At 48.9% G+C, this 19155-nt stretch carries 19 protein-coding genes; 13 read left to right on the forward strand and 6 right to left on the reverse strand.

The window, feature by feature from the left end; translation table 11 throughout:
• Positions 1–81: 81 nt before the first annotated feature.
• Positions 82–735 (reverse strand): TetR/AcrR family transcriptional regulator, encoded by a 654-nt coding sequence (locus AAIH57_RS20565; RefSeq protein ID WP_430022823.1) that lies wholly within the window; start codon positions 733–735, stop codon positions 82–84.
• Between the two features lie 194 nt (positions 736–929).
• Between AAIH57_RS20565 and AAIH57_RS20570 the strand changes: the two genes are divergently transcribed.
• Entirely contained in the window at positions 930–1745 is an 816-nt protein-coding gene (locus AAIH57_RS20570; RefSeq protein ID WP_430022824.1) for an SDR family NAD(P)-dependent oxidoreductase, read from the forward strand.
• Between the two features lie 44 nt (positions 1746–1789).
• Here the strand turns inward: AAIH57_RS20570 and AAIH57_RS20575 are convergent, their stop codons facing one another.
• A complete protein-coding gene (locus tag AAIH57_RS20575; protein WP_430022825.1) occupies positions 1790–2251 on the reverse strand; it encodes a hypothetical protein in 462 nt (153 codons plus the stop codon).
• 186 nt (positions 2252–2437) lie between these two features.
• Entirely contained in the window at positions 2438–2902 is a 465-nt protein-coding gene (locus tag AAIH57_RS20580; RefSeq protein WP_430022826.1) for a DUF4385 domain-containing protein, read from the reverse strand.
• A gap of 157 nt (positions 2903–3059) precedes the next feature.
• On the opposite strand from AAIH57_RS20580, the gene AAIH57_RS20585 reads away from it, so the two are divergent.
• The 3 genes from AAIH57_RS20585 to AAIH57_RS20595 all read left to right on the forward strand — a co-directional run bounded on the left by AAIH57_RS20585 (position 3060) and on the right by AAIH57_RS20595 (position 5445).
• The gene (locus AAIH57_RS20585; RefSeq protein WP_175396956.1) at positions 3060–3527 is read left to right on the forward strand and encodes a DUF1877 family protein; all 468 of its coding nucleotides are present in this window, start codon (positions 3060–3062) and stop codon (positions 3525–3527) included.
• A gap of 108 nt (positions 3528–3635) precedes the next feature.
• The gene (locus AAIH57_RS20590; RefSeq protein ID WP_281366101.1) at positions 3636–3761 is read left to right on the forward strand and encodes a hypothetical protein; all 126 of its coding nucleotides are present in this window, start codon (positions 3636–3638) and stop codon (positions 3759–3761) included.
• Positions 3762–3927: 166 nt separating this feature from the next.
• Positions 3928–5445, forward strand: a complete 1518-nt coding sequence (locus tag AAIH57_RS20595; protein WP_430022827.1) for a copper amine oxidase N-terminal domain-containing protein — start codon at positions 3928–3930, stop codon at positions 5443–5445.
• A 78-nt stretch (positions 5446–5523) separates the two neighbouring features.
• On the opposite strand, the gene AAIH57_RS20600 is transcribed toward AAIH57_RS20595, so the two are convergent.
• Genes AAIH57_RS20600 through AAIH57_RS20610 form a run of 3 tightly spaced genes read right to left on the reverse strand, consistent with a single transcriptional unit; the run spans position 5524 to position 8383 of the window.
• Positions 5524–5982, reverse strand: a complete 459-nt coding sequence (locus AAIH57_RS20600; RefSeq protein WP_175396955.1) for a GNAT family N-acetyltransferase — start codon at positions 5980–5982, stop codon at positions 5524–5526.
• Positions 5979–6899 carry a D-alanine--D-alanine ligase gene (locus AAIH57_RS20605; RefSeq protein WP_430022828.1) on the reverse strand — a complete coding sequence of 307 codons (921 nt, stop codon included), beginning with the start codon at positions 6897–6899 and terminating at the stop codon, positions 5979–5981. Before AAIH57_RS20605 ends, AAIH57_RS20600 begins: the two co-directional genes overlap by 4 nt.
• 32 nt (positions 6900–6931) lie before the next feature.
• Complete coding sequence (locus AAIH57_RS20610) at positions 6932–8383, reverse strand: PLP-dependent aminotransferase family protein (RefSeq protein ID WP_430022829.1); 1452 nt, start codon at positions 8381–8383, stop codon at positions 6932–6934.
• A gap of 704 nt (positions 8384–9087) precedes the next feature.
• Between AAIH57_RS20610 and AAIH57_RS20615 the strand changes: the two genes are divergently transcribed.
• From AAIH57_RS20615 to AAIH57_RS20655, 9 genes are all read left to right on the forward strand, one after another.
• Positions 9088–9444, forward strand: a complete 357-nt coding sequence (locus tag AAIH57_RS20615; protein ID WP_175396952.1) for a nucleotide excision repair endonuclease — start codon at positions 9088–9090, stop codon at positions 9442–9444.
• A gap of 246 nt (positions 9445–9690) precedes the next feature.
• Positions 9691–10440, forward strand: coding sequence for a Bax inhibitor-1/YccA family protein (locus tag AAIH57_RS20620; RefSeq protein ID WP_430022830.1), 750 nt, complete (start codon positions 9691–9693; stop codon positions 10438–10440).
• Positions 10441–10715: 275 nt separating this feature from the next.
• Entirely contained in the window at positions 10716–11930 is a 1215-nt protein-coding gene (locus tag AAIH57_RS20625; protein WP_430022831.1) for an AraC family transcriptional regulator, read from the forward strand.
• A 49-nt stretch (positions 11931–11979) separates the two neighbouring features.
• Complete coding sequence (locus tag AAIH57_RS20630; protein ID WP_430022832.1) at positions 11980–13032, forward strand: ABC transporter substrate-binding protein; 1053 nt, start codon at positions 11980–11982, stop codon at positions 13030–13032.
• A gap of 279 nt (positions 13033–13311) precedes the next feature.
• A complete protein-coding gene (locus AAIH57_RS20635) occupies positions 13312–14172 on the forward strand; it encodes an alpha/beta hydrolase (RefSeq protein ID WP_430022833.1) in 861 nt (286 codons plus the stop codon).
• A gap of 144 nt (positions 14173–14316) precedes the next feature.
• Complete coding sequence (locus AAIH57_RS20640) at positions 14317–15102, forward strand: 2,3-dihydro-2,3-dihydroxybenzoate dehydrogenase (RefSeq protein WP_430022835.1); 786 nt, start codon at positions 14317–14319, stop codon at positions 15100–15102.
• A 23-nt stretch (positions 15103–15125) separates the two neighbouring features.
• Positions 15126–16469 (forward strand): isochorismate synthase DhbC, encoded by a 1344-nt coding sequence (gene dhbC, locus AAIH57_RS20645; RefSeq protein WP_430022837.1) that lies wholly within the window; start codon positions 15126–15128, stop codon positions 16467–16469.
• 3 nt (positions 16470–16472) lie between these two features.
• The gene (locus tag AAIH57_RS20650; protein ID WP_430022838.1) at positions 16473–18089 is read left to right on the forward strand and encodes a (2,3-dihydroxybenzoyl)adenylate synthase; all 1617 of its coding nucleotides are present in this window, start codon (positions 16473–16475) and stop codon (positions 18087–18089) included.
• A 66-nt stretch (positions 18090–18155) separates the two neighbouring features.
• Complete coding sequence (locus tag AAIH57_RS20655) at positions 18156–19151, forward strand: isochorismatase family protein (protein WP_430022839.1); 996 nt, start codon at positions 18156–18158, stop codon at positions 19149–19151.
• Positions 19152–19155: the final 4 nt, after the last annotated feature.

Genomic DNA, 19155 nt, shown 5'->3' on the forward strand with positions numbered 1-19155 from the left:
ATACACGCAAAAAAGGAGCGAGGTTCCAGCGTAATAGCTGAACTCTCACTCCTTTTTGTGTTTCGGGGCTACAGGCTATCCTCACATGTCCGTTTTAAAAAGTGACTGAACAATCATGGACAGCGTATGGTCATATAGCCTTCTGGCAGCCTCCTCACTCTCAATATGGCCTCCCAGGTATAGATGAATAACACCGTGCAAGGGAGCCCAGATCATTTGTATCGCAAGCAGCGAATCATCTTTACGAAGCAACCCTTGTCCCTTCGCAGCTTCCACCAGATTGGTGAGCTGCTTCAATGCTGTTGCAGTTCCCTCCAAACTTTCTGCATCCGGTTTGAATTCGGCGAATGAACCACCAAACATCAGCTGATAAAAGCTGGATTGCGTCATACCGAAATTCCAGTAGGCCTGAGCGAGAGCACGGAAATGCTGTTGGTAAGAAGCTTGCTGTGGCACGGCTTCAAAGGATTGAGACAGGAGGGTGCACCCCTCCAGATACAGGTACTTGGCTAATCCCTCTTTCTTGCCAAAAAGGTTATATATAATTTTGGTGGAGCACTCCATGCGTTCTGCCACACGTCGTACCGTGACAGCTTCGGGTCCATGCTCTTGCAATAGCGCTGCAGCAGCATGCACAATATTTTGCCGCAGATTTTCGGAGTGCTGGAGTCTCGCCTCCTGAAAAGTTGTCACGGTGTGAATCGACTCCTTGGAATTTGACAGGTGATCGTTCATCTATGTTCATCCTCGTAGCATCATATTTGTTTTCTAACAGAAACCACGTTTCTTATGAGTATTTTACTGTTTTATTTCTGATATCGTCAATTTTCCAAATGTGAATTGACAGAATCAAGAAATAATAATACTATGTTTTCATTAGGAAACAATGTTTCCAATAAAAAACGAATGTTCGAAAAGGTGGATGAGCAATGAAAAATAATCAACATCAGTGGGCGCTGATTACAGGGGCCTCCTCTGGAATTGGGCAGGCTTTTGCATTAGAGATGGCATCAAAGGGAAATCATGTGGTACTTGTGGCCAGGTCGGAATCCAAACTGAAACAGCTGGCGGAACGCATTGAACGAACCTATAAAGTGAAAGCAGAGGTTATCGTATCGGATCTGTCAGAAGCGCATTCGCCACAGCAGATTTATGACGAATGTAAGAATCGGGGCATACAGGTAGATACCTTAATCAACAATGCGGGATTTGCCACACACGGGTGGTTTGAGCAGGTGGAGGGTGCACGGCAACAGGAAGAGATTATGTTGAATGTTCTGGCGGTCATGAACATGACCCATCTTTTCCTGCCAGGTATGCTGAGAAAACGTAACGGTACCATTATTAATGTCTCTTCAACCGCTGCTTTTCAACCAGACCCGTACATGGCTGTATATGGTGCCACCAAATCATTCGTTCTTTCTTTTACAGAAGCGTTGTATGAAGAGAACAGAAAGCGTGGTGTTCAGTTCTTGGCACTATGTCCCGGTGCGACGGAGACCTCCTTCTTTGATGTCGTGAATGCCGAAGAGGCCTCCGTAGGGAAACGGGATACGCCTGAGCATGTGGTGGAAGTGGCGATGAAGGCATTGGAATCAGGCAAGCCCTACGCTGTGCCAGGCGCCTCGAATTATTGGACAGCTCAATTATCTCGTATTTTACCCCGAAGACAGATATTGCGTGTTGTTGGAGGGATGCTGAGTCCGCGTTCCAAGAATGACAAAGCGCAAAGAGCCCGAGCCTAATCTTCATGAAAAAACGCTGACAGCAAATTCCCCGCTGTCAGCGTTTATGTAGTAACAACACTTAATATTCCATAAAGAACGTTGGTCCCGGCCGCGCTGAGTGCAATCAGCTGTACTTTCAGGCCTAATCCGCCAAAGTTGAACATTTTTGGAAGCAGCCAGTACAGGCTCATCGTTGTCCAGAGCGCGTTCAGAATTCCAGCAGTTAGCAGCTGTCTCCCGGAGACTTCCCTGATCGCAGAACCCAGCATGCCAGGAAAGGTCGTATCACCCATCATTCTCAAGTTCCAGGAGGAGAGGAGGAAGTACACAAGCACAACACCCATCGTTCCCATAATCATCAGGGTATCCTTGCTCATTTGTAAACTGCCGAGGGTATGAGACCTGTTCTTCATTCCCCCGAAACCGATCAGGAAAAAAACAAATCCTACCACCATTCCAACACCGGCACCTGCCGTGCACAGCGTATTCAGTATAATACTGATGGTTCCGAGCATCCACAACATGTCATCACCTTCTTCAATAGCCTTATGATTTTAATTTATCTGGTCTCCAACCTTTTACAGGGGCCGAAGGCGGTCGTTTCATGGAGACTCCTTTGAGGGGGATCATCCTATTTTCACCGTGAGTTGGACGTAATGAATTATATCAAATGGAGCATCTGTATGAATCATGTATTTTCACCCGTAATCCTATTCCTTCTCTGATTCGTACTTTTCCCGATGCTGCTTCTTCATCTCAATGTAATCCGGGTCAGTCTTGGCGATTTCCCACTGTGCCTTGAAAATGGCGGCAGCTTCCGCTTTGACCTTGTCATTCTGATACGGCAGGATTGAACCGTCCTCCTTCGAATATTTGCGACCGCCTTTGTGGTTCGTATAGCGTCTGGCCCGTGTGTACCCCATCTGCAGGAACTTTCGCGCCATATCCATACCAACGAAATCATCCTTTTTTTTGTATTCCAAAAATAGCTCGTAGATCTTCTCTGATGATTTTGTCGCAATCTCGGGTGTCTTGAAACGCCAATAGGGCAGAATCTCGCTCTTGTAGGGTTCAACCATCAGTACACCCTGCTCTCCCCGTCCAACAGTGTACAGTTCAGGATGCTTGCGCAGATCTAGCTCTTCATAATTTAAGCTGTAATCGAATTTTTTCATCCGTCTGGTTCCTCCTTGAAATGACATGTGATTGCTATAATTGAACATGTAACTTCATTGAAGATTATTGTTCCTTTCCACCTTTTACCCCGATTCTTTTACATCAAGCAAGGTTAATGGGGAACAAGAGAAGTAAATACATAGGAGGGATCATGATATGGGAATGTCCGGCAGATACCTGGTGGTCACCCAGGATTTGATTGAATCAATCCAGTCGGGTGAGATCAGTGTGCATGATTGTTCAGTCGACCTGGATATCGATAAAATGTGGCAGATGCTTCAGTTCACGTTAACCGGCAATCTGGCGGATGGAGAGCCGCCTCTGGGATATGTAGTACCAATGTCAGGTGAGCAATATTTGGGGAACTACTCGGATATGGATCTGTTTCTGCTCTCGAGCGAACAGGTGCTGGAAGCGTACATGGCTCTGGAGCAACTGGATCCGGATGAATTGAAGGCACGTTTTGACCTGGATAAAATGATATCGGAGGGCGTCTATCCGGTCATGGAAGGTTGGGACAAGGAGGGGACGTTCCAGGAAATCGTTCAGACATTGAACGAGGTTCAGGCTTTATATCAGGCAGCCGCAGCAGCCGGGAATGGAATCGTCTTTTATATTTTCTAGATAAATTTATGTTAACGTTGCATCATGTTTGATCCGCTCCGATTCGGGTTATTGATAGAAACAGGCTGGTGCCTTGATGAAAATCCGGTAGAAGAGAGGGAATGCAATATGACACAGAATCAGAATGAAGAGAACAAAGCCGTTCAAGAGGATGAGCCGGATCAATTTGAAACCCCTGTAACGCCAGAGGACAATGAACCGACTGAAGAAAATGACGAGGAAACAGAAGAGTGATTGACCAGGTCATTCAAATATAGTTCTATCCAAAGGTCGGACACATTTCCGGCCTTTTTTTGGTATTTTTACAATCCATCAGTTTACAACAATTACCTGAAGGCCTCATAATAGGAATGAACCACATTTTTCCTAAGGAGGAGATCGTATCAAAAATCGCAGGTTAGTGAAGTGGATCGCCGTACCACTCGTTTTAATGATGGTTGCGCTTACGGGATGTCAGGCTGTAGGTGGGGTGGATATTAGTAAAGCCATGGCCAACAGTACAACGGTAAAATCCGGTGAATCGAGACAGTCCATGCACGTTAACATAGAGCCGGCCAAAGAATTCGCTACGGAGAAAGACAACGAAATCATTGAACTTATTAATTCCCTTTCCCTGGATATTGAACATGCCAAAGTGAAGGATGCCCAAACGGCGTCAATTGAAGGCTCGGTAAGTTTCCAAGGAACCAAGCTGCCTTTCCACCTTTCCATGGATGAGACCCAAATGGTGATCGACCTGGACGGAGCGCAAAAGCCGCTGTACATATCTTTGGAGGCGCTAGAAGGAACAGAAACGCTTCCGATGATGGACACCAAGGCTCTGGAAAAGCAGATTGAGGAGCTGTCTCCGAAATTGCTTTCTTTTGTCCTGAAGCATCTGTCCAATCCGAAAAACATCTCCGTTACGCCTGTACAGGAATCGGTTAACGGTGAGTCGCTCAGCCTCTCCAAGCTGCACATGGAGATCACTGGGGAAGAGATTCTTGCCATGGTAAAACCATTCCTGACGAGTGTTGCCCAGGATGAGCAAGGACTCAAGGATCTGATCGGAGATCTGTACGATGTGTTCTATCCGTTAATGAACGCAATGTCCCAGATGGACGAAGTGGACGCATCGGGGATTTCTTCCTTGATGCCAGAATCGAAAGAGGCAACCGTTGCATTAATGTACACCACGATCAAGACCGGACTCGACGAGCTTCTGGTTAACTATGATCAAGGGTTGAACGAATTGTTGAATGAAGTACCGGAGCTGAAGACGGTATTTGGCACAAATACAACGTTTAAGCTGGATTTCTATCTCGACAATGAGCTGAATATCCGCAAGCAAAACGCAGAGTTGAAAGTGGCACTGCCTGCCTCGGAGGATCTGCCTTTGCAATCCGTTACTCTATACACAGATAGCGAGCAGTGGAATATTGGTGGACCTGTGACAGTAGATGCTGTTGATACAACGGGTGGCGTAATTGATCTGATGAAGGAAGATATCACTCCTGGACAGATGCTGCGCAACTTTGATTCCAATTCCGTGATATATCAGTTATTGAAAGATGAAGCTGGTATCACTCGGAAAAGCGTTATGCTGTATCCGGAAGACGAAAGCTTCGGAGCCGTTACTGTGAAAAACACAACATTTGTTCCTCTGCGTTATCTGTCTGAGGAACTGGATGCAGAAGTGAAGTGGACCAAAGGCTCGGATACAATCGTTGTCATTGACGATATTACCGGGAATGAGATCGTCCTGACCGTCGGTTCCAAGAACGCAACAGTCGCTGGCAAGGAAGTGACCATGGTTGAATCCGCTTATGTGGGCAAGAACGGCAAGACCTATGTTCCACTGCGCTTCATGGCCGAGTCTCTTGGAGCAACCGTGGATAAGGAAAAAGAAACGGGTTGGATTTTTATCGATCGACCATAAGCAATAACATTTGCTAAAAACGCCTGTTCCCAGCAATATTGTTGGGGACAGGCGTTTTATTATCATGGCTATCGACCTTTAGGCATGCTGCAGAGCCTGCGGTTTTTTGCTAAATCCGGTACTCCCGGCGGTAAAGCCCAGCTGGCGATAGAATTCATGTGCCGCTTCACGATCGGATCGGTTTCCGCTGTTCAGGGAGAGTGAGTCTACGCCTTGGGCAACGGTCCATTGCTCTGCTGCCAGAATCAGCTGCCGGCCTATGCCGGTCCCTCTGAACTGGTCATGCACAATGAGTGCCATGATGCGGCAGTGCTTCCCATTTTTCTCATACATGTAGGATGTCTGCATTCCAATCAATCCGACCACACGTCCACGGACCTCGGCAACCAGTGTATTAAAATTTGCATCAGCCGCAATGTGGGCATAACGCTCCTTCATCTCGGCGTACGTTGTGGGGTAACCGAGCTGATCCATGAGAATGACCATATCCTGCAGATCTTCCATTGAACTATGGCGTATCGTTACATCCAGGCTCATGACAGCTTCGCCTCCTTATTCCGTTCCTTTAACGACAGATCGATGATGGTATCCAGTAATCCCGAAAAAGAGATTCCCGCAGCGGCTGCACTTTTCGGCAGCAGGCTGTTACGGGTAAGACCAGGCAGCGTGTTCACTTCGAGCACATATGGCATGCCGTCCCGAATGATCATATCCACGCGAGCGTAGACGCTGCATTTCAACACGCGGTAACAAGCGAGCGCGGCAGCTTCCACACGTTTGTGGATATCGGCAGGGAGTTGGGTGACCTGCTCTTCAGCACCGCCGTCATTATATTTGGAACTATAGTCGAAGAACGCGGCGTTTGAACGAATCGAAATGATAGGGAGCATTTTGCCATCCACAATGGCGCAGGTAATTTCTTCGCCTTCGATATATTGCTCAATCATGACGGTATCATCCCAGCGCAGTGCCGCTTCAACCGCAGCGTAAAGAGCCGACGGCTCCTGGACAATTTGGGTACCGATACTGGAACCCCCCGAGTTGGGCTTAACCACAACCGGATACGTCAGTTGCTGCACCGCTGTGGATGTCAGTTCTTCCAAATGGCTCACCTGCACCCATTCTCCGGTAGGGATGCCTGCATGGTGCATAAGCTGCTTGGACATGTCCTTATCCATACACACGCTGCTGGATAAGACGCCGCATCCGGTGTACGGAATACCGAGCGACTCCAATGTGCCCTGAACCGTGCCGTCTTCGCCGTATTTGCCATGCAGAGCGAGTAGGGCCACATCAATGCCCGCCGACTTGTCGATCAAATCCCGTTTGCTGTTCAGCTCAATGGGAACGACCTCATATTTATCCCTGTCCAGATGGGCAATCATCTCCTGTCCGGTGAGCAGGGAAATATCCCGCTCTGAAGATGTACCCCCCATAATTACGCCAACCTTCATGTATAATCCTCCCATTCTGTCGTTCAGCCGCTTCAGTTCATCTGGGCAGCTGTCTCACCAATGATGCGAATGCCTTTGCGGATATTCTCGTCGCTGACCCTGGAGAAGCCCAGTCGCATCGTATTTAATCCCTGACCTTGTTCCAGATAAAAGGTATCCCCAGGCGTGAAGGTCACACCCTTCACTTTGCAGGCAGCCAGCAATTCCCTGGTCCGGTATTCCGGAGGGAATTGTACAAACAAATGCAGACCGCCTTCGCCGGAGATCTGGCACATTGGCAGATGCTTGCGCAAGCAGCGCACGACCAGTTCATATTTTCGCTTATATTCAGTGCGGGCCCGCTTCAGATACTTCTCAAAATTCCCGTTGCTCAGATACTGATAGAGCAGCGATTGATCCAGCGTCGAGGTATGAATGCTGCGAGCCCGTTTCATGCTTTCCAAATAATCGATCAAGGCTGCATCCGCAATGACCCAGCCCACGCGGAGCCCTGGAAACAGTACCTTGGAGAAGCTGCCCAGGTACACCAATCCATTCCCCTTGCCCGCGCTAGCGATGAGGGGGGAAACGTGGGACCCGGAATAACGCAGTTCCTCGTTGAATCCGTCCTCGATAATGGGAACCTCGTATTGATTCATTAACCGGATAATCTCTGCCCGTTTGGCAGGAGAAGTCACGGTACCGGTTGGATTGTGATAAGAAGGCACCAGATATGCCAGATCGTACGGACTTGCGGCAAGTTCGCGTTCCAACTGCTGCAGATTCAGTCCGTCCGGCTCCATGTCCACACCGGTAAGCTGAAACTCGTGAAGTTTCAGATTTTTGATGGCCGTATGGTGCGTAGGGTTCTCACACAGGGCTTTCCCACTTTGTTTGCGCAACGCACCGAGCACCAGATCGAAGGCTTCCGTAAATCCATTGGTAATGAGAATATCCTTGCCGCTCAGATCTACACCCTTGTTTTCCATGTACCGAAGCAAATAGTTCATCAAAGGTCGGTATCCTTGCGCATATCCGTAGTTCAGCAGCACTTCGCCTTCAAGCGACATGCGATCGAGAAAGGCCCGTTTCACGTTGTGCAGATCGAACAGTTTCTCATCCGGGGCAATACTTGTAAATGAGATCTCGCCACGTTCCGCACCGGAACCATGTTTCATCAGATCATATTGTTCCGCCTGGATCGCATAGTCACTTACGCGGTTGTTCCAATTCAGCTGCCAACCTGTAGTTGGCTCAGGTGCTTCAATTGTGGAACTGACGTAGTTGCCTTTGCCTTTGACTGCATAAATGAGACCCTCTTCTTCAAGCTCGGCATAAGCGAGCAGGACGGTGCTGCGGCTCACCTTCATCAGTGTACTGAGTTCACGGGTGGAAGGAAGCTTTTGCTTCGCTTGCAGGCCGCCTTTGAGCATCAGTCGCTTCATATAATCTTTGACTTGTATATATACAGGGCGGTCCTCCGTCAGTTGCAGATCGGAATACATCCCATCACTCCCTCTTTTGCTATCTTGCCATATTATAAACCCCGCAGAAAGAACCACGATACCTCTGTTTCCGGGAAGAAGTGGTTGGATATGGGTGAGCAACGTAAAAAAGCCCTGGCATCATGCCGGGCTGGGGGTGTAGCTTGATCCAATTCTATATAGATCTGCGGTTATAAAGTTATGTCTTACTAAGATTGCATGGCATGACCATTCTTTTCTAGGATCGATAGCTATCGGTTCTTCTACGTGTGTCTATTTTGCTTGATTACTGACTATAAGTGCAGGCTTTCTAATTCAAAACTACGACTACATCTACTTCTTTTCTACGTTACATTCTACAATTAATGTCTTTCTACATTTGCTTGCTGCAAGGGTCGTATTGATGATGAATCCAAAAGCTATAGTCTTGCTTACTTGCTAACTGTCCTCTTGTCGTGCGCACATTACAGAATTCAGTATGAAAAAGAACACGTTTCATAGGGTACAATAGACGGGAAGTAGATATAAAGACATATGTCTTAGTGCCCAATTTCTTCCTCATACCCCTATAGTACCACTTTGAATCAGGGAAGTTAACCTTTTTTTTGAAATTATTGTCGTAATAGTTGAAAAAAGCGTGAATTGTGCATCTTATAGGATGAAATGGTTTCCTTTCAGAATGTATGATAGGATGTAAGCCTATAGATAATGAGGAAGTGAGCCCAATGATTGAGATTACCGTACCAACACCCGATGTAACCATCACGAAGCAGGTTAACCCGCAGCTTAGCCATATTTACGGATTTACCGATTTCCACCTGATCACGCGCGAAAAGGGTGGCATCTTCATGTTTTACAATGCCGATGGAGAGTTGTTATTTGTCGGGAAAGCAAGGAAATTGAGACCACGGATCAAGAAACACTTTGAGGACACTGTTTCTCCAATGAAGAACCATCGGGAAGAAGTGGCGACCATTGAAGTTTGCCTGGTGGAAGATCCGGTAGACCGCGAAATTTACGAGACCTATATCATTAACTCGATGCGGGCGAAATATAATGTAGACAAAGTGTTGTACAAATAAGTATTTAACCCAATCACACAGCACGAAGTAGAATAAAGAAAAAGCCTGTACCAAGCTTGAGAATGCATTATACAGTTTGGGACATATGTCCTACAAGCTGTAACCATAGACAAGGATGTGATCGACCGATTGCATCCGATGTCTGCATTTGAACATAAAAAAGATTTATTAGCATTAGTCACAGCAATGAGAGAACGTAGAGATTGGTTTCAAGGATTGACCCAATACATAGAAGAGGTGATTGTTTTGATCGGTCGTAGTGGCAACCCTACACTCAAGGACAGTACATTTGAAAATTCCGGTGGATACGGAGATGATCGTTACCAGAGTTACATGACGATTAACGGCACGGTGAACAAGGCGTTTATAACACTGGTGATCCTGCTGGGCAGTGCATTTGCGACGTGGATGATGTTCTTTAACGGACAGGAAGTACTGCCTCTGGCGATCGGGGGTGCAATTGTCGGATTTATTCTGGCACTGATTATTTCGTTTAAGCCTGTGGCTGCACCTTATCTGGTTCCCATCTATGCTATTGCGGAAGGCATGTTCCTGGGTGCACTCTCCGCCACCTATGAGTCATTGTACAACGGAATTACATTGCAGGCTGCTTTGCTCACAATGGCTGTATTTATTGCCCTGCTGGTAGCTTACAAAACAAGACTGATCAAAGCTACAGAGAACTTCAAGCTGGGTGTTGTGGCCGCAACCGGTGGCATTATGATCATGTATTTGCTCAGTTTCGTACTGGGATTGTACGGAATTACCGTTCCCTATCTGCATGACAATAGTCTGATCGGAATTGGGATTTCGGTCGTGATCGTTATTGTGGCTGCATTGAATTTGGTGCTCGATTTTGACTTTATTGAAAATGGTGCTGAACAGGGTGCTCCGAAATTTATGGAGTGGTATGGTGCATTTGGGTTAATGGTTACTCTGGTATGGCTGTATATCGAAATCATCCGTTTGCTCAGCAAGCTGCGGAGCCGGGATTAGGAAGCAAGTTAAACCAATAGATAACTTTTAGAACGATAAGCTAACGCGTGTCCAGACACGTCGTTAGCTTTTTTTGGATAAATGGATGACGATGATGTTACAGCCGGAGTGGTGCACATTTTTCCATATATGGATTGACTGTTATGAAAAGAATGTGATACCTTAATTGATAATGATTATCATTGTCGATAAATGATGAATCAGTATATCTTACCTTCAACGTACGCTGTACACTTCATATCAAACTGATCAAACAGATCGAAAGGAGTGGCCTCATGTTACTGGAGAATGAATCGCACAGCGCTGTGCGAACACCCGTTATGAGTCGCAGCCCCAAGACGGATCTTGCAGAGGTAAAAGCATATATGGACGAGCATTACGACAAAGCATTGTCTATCGCAGATCTTGCTCAGAGAGCGAATATCAGTCCGAAGTATTTTGTGGATCTTTTCAAAAAAACCTACGGTCACAGTACGATGGAGTATCTGACGGATCTCCGCATCAATCGTGCCAAACGATATCTGAAGGAATCCGGATATAAATTGCGTGATATCGCGCTCCGAGTTGGATACAGTGACGAGTACTATTTCAGTCGCAAGTTCAAAAAGGAAGTTGGTGTTTCTCCTTCGGATTATGCCAAAAACGCCAGAAAACGCATTGCCACCTGCTCCTCCAGCGTCATCGGACAGCTGCTGGCCCTCAATGTCATGCCCATTGCTGCGCCTATCGATCCCAAATGGACGGCGTATTATTATAACGCTCACCGTACTGACATCCAGTCACATCTTAAACTGACAGACCCGTATACGAGCTGGAGATTCGAAGCGAATGTAGAGCGACTTGTCCATATCCGGCCGGATGCCATTATTGGTACCGATCAGATCAGTGAAGAGGGCCAGGCGGGACTCGCCGAGATTGCACCCTGCTGTTTTGTGCCCAAGCATCAAACCGATTGGCGTGCACAACTGCGCATGATTGCTGCCTTTCTGGAACGGGAGGAACAGGCAGAACAGTGGATCGGACTATACAAAAAAAGGGCGGAAAAAGCACGGGATTCCATACAGAAGGAAGTGGGGCGCGAGAAAGTAGCCGTTATCCGGGTATACGGCCAGCGTCTCTATCTCTATAGTAATTCCGGAATTGAGGAAGTGCTCTATGGCGCCTTGCAGCTGGAGACCTTTCCGGATGCCAGCACCAACACGCCGTTGACGCTGGAACAACTGACTTCAATGAACCCGGACCGGATTCTGATCATGGTATGTCCCGAGGCCGTTTCGCGAGCTTACTGGCTCAGCCTGCAGCACTCGCCTGTATGGAGGCAGCTCAAGGCTGTACGTCAATATCAGACTCACCTGATCACCGGTGATCCCTGGTTTGATTACTCCGCAGTAGGCGTTATGCGCATGCTGGATGAAGCGCTGCTCATTTTCACGGGATATTGTCCAAATGTATATCTGGATAACGTCCATGGTGATTCACGAGCCACCTGACATATAATCCTTCTATCTAAATGAGAATGTTTATCAAGGGGGATATATCATGCATCAGCAGAAAAAAGAGAGCGGACAACGTTCCGTTGTTAGCAAATTCGTGTACAATCGGCTGTCAACCTTGATTGTGCTGGTATTATTGGTGGGGTTATTATCAGCCTGTGGCTCCAAGTCAGAACATGCAGGAGCGGGACAGCAGGAGCAGAAGACAGCTGAAGCTTCAACAACAGCATCGTCAGAAACTGCTGTACAAGAAGAGGATGCCGCAGAAAATGCAGCGAGTGAACGGACCGTAAAAGATGAATTGGGACATGATGTTGTTGTTCCAGCCAAAGTGGAGCGTGTATTTGCACCTTATCTGGAAGATTCACTGCTTACGCTCGGAGTTACACCGGTTGCCCAATGGGCCAGTGGTACCCAAGGACATGTTTACTTACAGGATCAGCTTAGCGGCGTTCCTACTCTCGATTTCTCGGGCGGGCTTCCTTCGCCTGAAGCGCTGATGGCATACAATCCGGACTTTATTATTCTGCACACAGCGAATTATGCCGAGAACGGGGTCTATGAGAGTTATTCGAAGATTGCACCAACGTATGTGTTTAACAATGCATCCGGGGATGTAGAGAAGTCGCTGGAGGTCATTGGAGATCTGCTCGGTAAAACGGCTGAGGCTAAACAAGCCATCGAGACATATCACGCGAAGGTAGACGCAGCTAAGGCAGAAATTGCCAAGGTAGCGGAAGGCAAGAAAGCGGCCATTATCCGTTTTGCACCACGTGGAATCAGCATGATGGGTGGAAACTACTTCAGCGGCTACGTTGTATATGAACAGTTGGGACTCGGCAAGCCTAAACTTGTCGAGTCGGAGAACAGCGCAATCGTATCCACGGAAGTGCTGCCCGAGATTGATGCAGATTATATTTTCACCGTGGAACAGGGTCCTGGCAGCATGAAAGAAATGACGGATACCAAAGTGTGGCAGAGCATGCCTGCAGTCAAGGCAGGGCAGGTGTATGCAGTCGAGCCGGCTCCATGGCTGGGCGGCGGATTGATTGCTTATGGTCTTGTCATTGACGATACACTGAAGGCGTTGACACAATAATCAGAAATGAAGCAGCTCCCTCTTGGGGTGCCTGGAATCGGATATTATTCCCCGTTTTCCAAGGTACCACAGGAGGGAGCTTTTGTTTTTGGCAAGACATCAATTAATTAAGAAGAATATGCAAATATGGAGATAATCAAAATGAATTCTGGATATCGTCCATGGGACAGCTGAAAGCACTCTTCTATAATTGGTAATGAGAATCAATCTCATAACAAATCGATACGATCTATTTACACATAACGATGTAAGTTGAACAACGAGGAGGATCCATCCGTAATGACGTTTCAGCCCAATCAATCAGCCTCTGGGACCCTTGATCAGATGGCACGGAGTACGGTTCAGATTCCACGTGCTGAGCAATGGACCATGAAATCGCGAGCAGGAAGTCATGCCTATCAGATCATGGTATTTCAACCGGCAGAAGCACCCCCGCCATCCGGATATCCGGTGATCTACCTGCTCGATGCCAATTCCGTATTCGGTACGATGGTGGAAGCGGTTCGTATACAAGGACGCAGGCCCGAGAAAACCGGAGCCGTCCCGGCTATCGTGGTTGGGATCGGATACCCGACAGCAGGTCCGTTCTCGCCACATCGGTATTACGATTTTACTCCGCAGGCCACGACGGAATATACCCATAAGTCGGATGGAACACCTCTGCCGAAGCAGGGTGGAGCTGATGCATTCCTGCAATTTATTGAAGAAGAACTGAAGCCGGACATGGAGCAGCAGTTCAACATCGATCGCAGCAGACAGGCCATTTTTGGTCATTCTCTTGGTGGATTGTTCGTTCTGCACACACTGTTCACGAAGCCCGATGCTTTTCATTATTACATTGCTGGCAGCCCTTCGCTTCATTGGAATCAGAAGGTGATGCAGGCGGAGGAACAGGAGTTCATCACAGGTCTGGAGCAGAAGCCAGTCAACGTCAAGGTTTGGATTGGCATGGGTGAACAGGAGAAGACACATCCTGCACGCAACAATGACAAGGCATCAAGCTTAACGGAACGTTTATCTGCATTGAAACAGCCGGGGCTGGATATTAAATATACCGAATTTGAGGAAGAGAATCATGTCTCGGTGCTGCCATTTCTGATTAGTCGTACGATCCGTTTTGCCTGCAGTCCGGAATCATAGGACAGAAGAAGGCTAGTTTTCGAACCAGGCAGTTTGAAAGACTGGGTCGCTTTTGGATTGAATGAGATGTCAGCGGATGACTGAACGGGGTTCAATGGGTTCATCAACTTTTAGCAGTGCAGTGAGTCAGGGGAGGTACACATCGTGAGTTATACAGGGATTCATGGAAAAGTGGCTCTGGTTACCGGTGCGGCACAGGGAATCGGCGAAGCGGTGGCCAGGGCTCTGGCTGAGCAGGGTGCGATTGTGGCGGCAGTAGACATCCGGGAAGAGCAGCTGTATCAACTGGTAGTGGATCTGAACAATCAGGGCCATCAAGCGGCTGCTTATCCTGCTGACATCACAAGTCGCGAGTCCGTGGACGATACCGTTCAGCGGATTGAAGCAGCACTTGGACCGATTGGCATTTTGGTGAATGCCGCAGGAGTACTGCATACAGGTACAGTGGAAGCCTTGAGTGATGAGGAATGGACAAAAACGTTCGACGTAAATACCCACGGTGTATTTTATATGTCCCGCGCTGTCGTACGGAATATGGCGAAACGCCATACCGGAGCAGTGATTACCGTTGGCTCGAACGCATCCGGCGTACCCCGGATGTACATGTCAGCCTATGCGGCTTCCAAGGCAGCTTCAACCATGTTCACCAAATGTCTCGCACTCGAATACGCGGAACAGCACATCCGGTGCAATATTGTATCTCCAGGATCGACAGACACCCCCATGCAGCGGGCGTTGTGGCAGGATGAACAGGGTGCACAGGCCGTCATTGCAGGCTCACCGCGGGCATATCGTCTGGGGATACCTTTGAACAGGCTGGCACTGCCTGCCGATATCGCGGATGCGGTGCTCTTTTTGGCATCGGATCAAGCCAGACATATTACCATGCATGATTTGTGTGTGGATGGGGGCGCCACGCTCGGTGCCTGAATCAAGATAAGGAGATGATAAATATGTCAAAAGCGGGTGCAGTCACTGCAACCTCCGCCTTACACCTTCTGGAACAATACCGGGAGGGGACGTCCTTTTTCTGGTCTTCACCGCAGCAAACCTTGCTCGCTCAGGGTGAACGGATGAGATTTCCTGTATCAGCAGTTCAACAGCAGGTGATCTCCGACTCATCAGGATATTCAGAAACCCTGGATTATACCGATGGTGCACACGTTGCAGGAGTATCCTATGTTATCGATCAGGTTCAAAAAATGATTCAGGAAGCACAGCAGTCTGGTGTGCGGAAACCCATCGTGGTAGGAGCGATACCTTTTGATCCGAATCAATCTGCTCCCGAGCTTTTTATCCCGGAAACGGTACAATGGGCAGACCCTCCAAGCCCGGCAGCGAACGGATCATATGAGAAACACCCGGCAGCTACGGGTTGTGTAATCGATGAAGTGCCCGCTGCTGAGGTTTATCAACGTAGTGTCGATCATGTACTGAAGCAGATGGAGCAGGGTGAACTTGATAAGGTTGTGTTATCCCGCCAACTGCATGTGACTTCAGAACATATGGTGAATACGCATCAACTGCTGCGTAATTTGTTCAGGGATAACGCTCACGGATACACATTTGCCGTTCCAATGAGTAAACTGACCGAGATGAAAAGTATCATAACAACGAATAAACGCGATTTGATTGAAGTGAATAAAGAGGGCAATCGTACATTCATTGGAGCAAGCCCGGAGCTGTTGGTTACTCGGAAAGGCACCATGGTAAAAGCAAATCCGCTGGCAGGCTCTGCTGCCCGAAGTGATGATCCTGCGGAGGATCGCCGCCGTGCAGAGGCGCTGCTGGCCTCTCCCAAGGATCGGTATGAGCATGCCGTTGTCATTGATGCCGTTGCAGCTGCGATGCGTCCGCTGTGCAAACAGCTGTCTGTTCCGGCAGAGCCTTCCCTGATTCAGACAAGCACGATGTGGCATCTGTCTACCGAGATTCATGGTGAGCTGCTGGATGAAGGCACATCATCACTGGAGGTGGCTTTTGCGCTTCATCCAACCCCGGCGATCTGCGGAACGCCTGTACAATCGGCTAGAGAGGCCATTGGAGCACAGGAACCGTTTGATCGGGAGCTGTTTACCGGGATGGTTGGCTGGTGTGATTGTGAGGGCGACGGGGAGTGGGCCGTGACCATTCGCTGTGCGGAAGTGGATGGCAATGCCCTCAAATTGTTCGCTGGGGCAGGCATTGTAGCAGGTTCTACAGCGGAAGCGGAACTGGCGGAGACCTCTGCCAAATTCAGAACCATGCTGCTTGCCATGGGTCTGGAATCCCCCGTATCCCGTTCGAAGGAGGAATAAAGGATGCTGTCAGGATACCAGGCTTGGCCTGAGGAATTTGCAGAGCTTTATCGTCAGGAAGGTTGCTGGGAGGGCATTACATTTGGAGAAATGCTCCGGCAGCGTGCGAAGTTATATGGCAATCGTACTGCCATTATCAGCGGTGAAGAGCACTTAACCTATGCAGAGCTGGACGCACGCATCGATCGGTTGGCTGCTGGTTTGTATGCCAGAGGAATACGGCAGTATGACCGTGTCATTATCCAACTGCCGAACATTGCGGCTTTTGTGGAGGCCGTTTTTGCTCTGTTTCGTCTGGGAGCCCTGCCGGTGTTCGCACTGCCTTTGCATCGCAAGAGTGAAATTGAGTACTTTGCCCGGTTCTCTGAAGCTGTGGCGTACCTGATCCCGGATCGGGATGGAGGATTTGATTACCGCAAACTTGCAGAAGAAGTACAGGCAGAGGTACCAAGCCTCAGACATATCATCGTGGCGGGAGAGGCGGGTCCGTTCACTTCGCTTGAGGATGTGTATATGGATCCCGATCCCGATAAGCTGCAGGATGGACCTGACTCTTCGGATGTGGCCTTTCTTCAGTTATCCGGTGGAAGCACCGGGCTGTCCAAGATGATCCCTCGCACCCATGATGACTACATCTACAGTCTGCGGAGAAGCGTGGAAGTCTGTGGACTCAGTCCGGAGAGCGTGTATCTGGCTGTTCTGCCTGCAGCGCATAATTATCCTTTGAGTTCACCGGGTATACTGGGCACGCTCTACGCGGGAGGTACGGTTGTGCTGTCACGGGGGTCGAGCCCGGATGAAGCCTTCCCGCTCATTAAGAAACACCAGGTGACCATCACGGCACTGGTGCCACCGCTTGCTCTGATCTGGTTGAATGCGGCTGCTGCCCGAGGGACCAAGCTGCCTTCTCTCCAGGTGCTTCAGGTTGGTGGAGCCAAATTCAGCGCTGAGGCGGCTGGGCGTGTTAAACCTGTCCTGGGCTGTACCCTGCAGCAGGTATTTGGCATGGCCGAGGGTTTGGTGAACTACACCCGTTTGGATGATCCTGAGCACATCATTATACACACACAGGGCAAACCCATGTCCCCATATGATGAGGTACGGATCGTGGATGACGAGGACATGGAAGTGGAACAGGGGCAATCCGGACATCTGCTGACCCGTGGGCCCTATACCATTCGCGGATATTACCAGGCTGAAGAGCATAATGCGAGGTCCTTCACCACAGACGGGTTCTATCGGACTGGAGATATTGCAAGCCTTACACCAGAGGGATACCTCATTGTGGAGGGGCGGGCAAAAGACCAAATTAACCGCGGCGGCGACAAGGTGGCAGCCGAGGAAGTCGAAAACCATCTGCTTGCTCATCCCGGTGTGCATGATGCAGCGCTGGTGTCCATGCCGGATGAATATTTGGGCGAGCGCTCCTGTGCATTTATCGTGCCCAGCGGTGAGATTCCTGCTGCAGCGGAGATCAAGTCTTTTCTGCGCAATCGCGGCCTGGCAAGCTATAAAGTCCCGGACCGGATTGAATTTGTGCAATCTTTTCCCAAGACCGGTGTAGGCAAGGTGAGCAAAAAAGCGTTACGCGAGATGCTGACTGTGAAGCAATCCATATAACAACGATCATGACGCATGGCAACAATGAAACTCCTTGAACTAAATGACCTGAAAAGAGGGATATTCATGGCACTTCCAGTGATTAAGCCATATGCAATGCCTGTAGAGTCGGAGCTTCCGGTCAATAAGGTAACGTGGATGCCGGATGCGAAACGTGCAGTACTTCTAATTCACGATATGCAGCAATATTTCATGAATGCTTTTACGGCAGGGGAATCGCCTGTAGTGGAGCTGGTCGATCATATTGGGCAGCTTCGTTCGAAGTGCCATGAACTTGGCATTCCTGTCGTGTATTCTGCCCAGCCGGGTGGACAGACACCGGAGCAGCGCGGCCTGCAGCTGGACTTCTGGGGAGCAGGCATTGACGGGGGACCCACGCAAAAACAGATCATTGAACCGCTGACGCCCGATCCTCAAGATACGTTTATGACCAAATGGCGCTATAGCGCCTTCCAGAAGACAGAGCTGCTTGGGCTGATGCAGGAACAGGGACGAGACCAGCTGATGGTATGCGGCATTTATGCACATATCGGTTGTCTGATGACCTCCTGTGAGGCATTTATGCAGGATATTCAGGCGTTCCTGGTTGCAGATGCGGTAGCTGATTTTTCAGCCGAAAAACACCGCATGGCGCTGACCTATGCATCCGAACGCTGCGCAGTAACGTTGACAACCGAGCGATTGCTTGAATCGCTTGATTCCTCTGTCCAAGACGCGGAGCCAATCGAGGCAGCCATTTCGGAGGGAAGGTTATATGCTGCAGCAGCATTGGAGACGTCAGGGACAAGTACAGACAGTGGGGTTGCGGCGAGGCTTGAATCATTGAGAGTACAGGTCGCCGAACTGCTGCAGGAGCAACCATCCCTGATCGGCGAGCATGATGATCTGATTGAGATCTGGGGACTCGATTCCATTCGTATCATGAGTCTTGCTGAGCGTTTCCGTATGGAAGGAGCAGAAGTGACTTTTGTTGATCTGGCCGAGCAGCCGACGTTAGCTTCATGGACAGTACTGCTGGATGCGCAGCCACATAGGGCGCTGCCAAACGGAGATTACTTTTGAGCGG

The sequence above is a fragment of the Paenibacillus sp. MABNR03 genome (assembly GCF_050455445.1).
Lineage (GTDB): Bacteria > Bacillota > Bacilli > Paenibacillales > Paenibacillaceae > Paenibacillus > Paenibacillus xylanilyticus.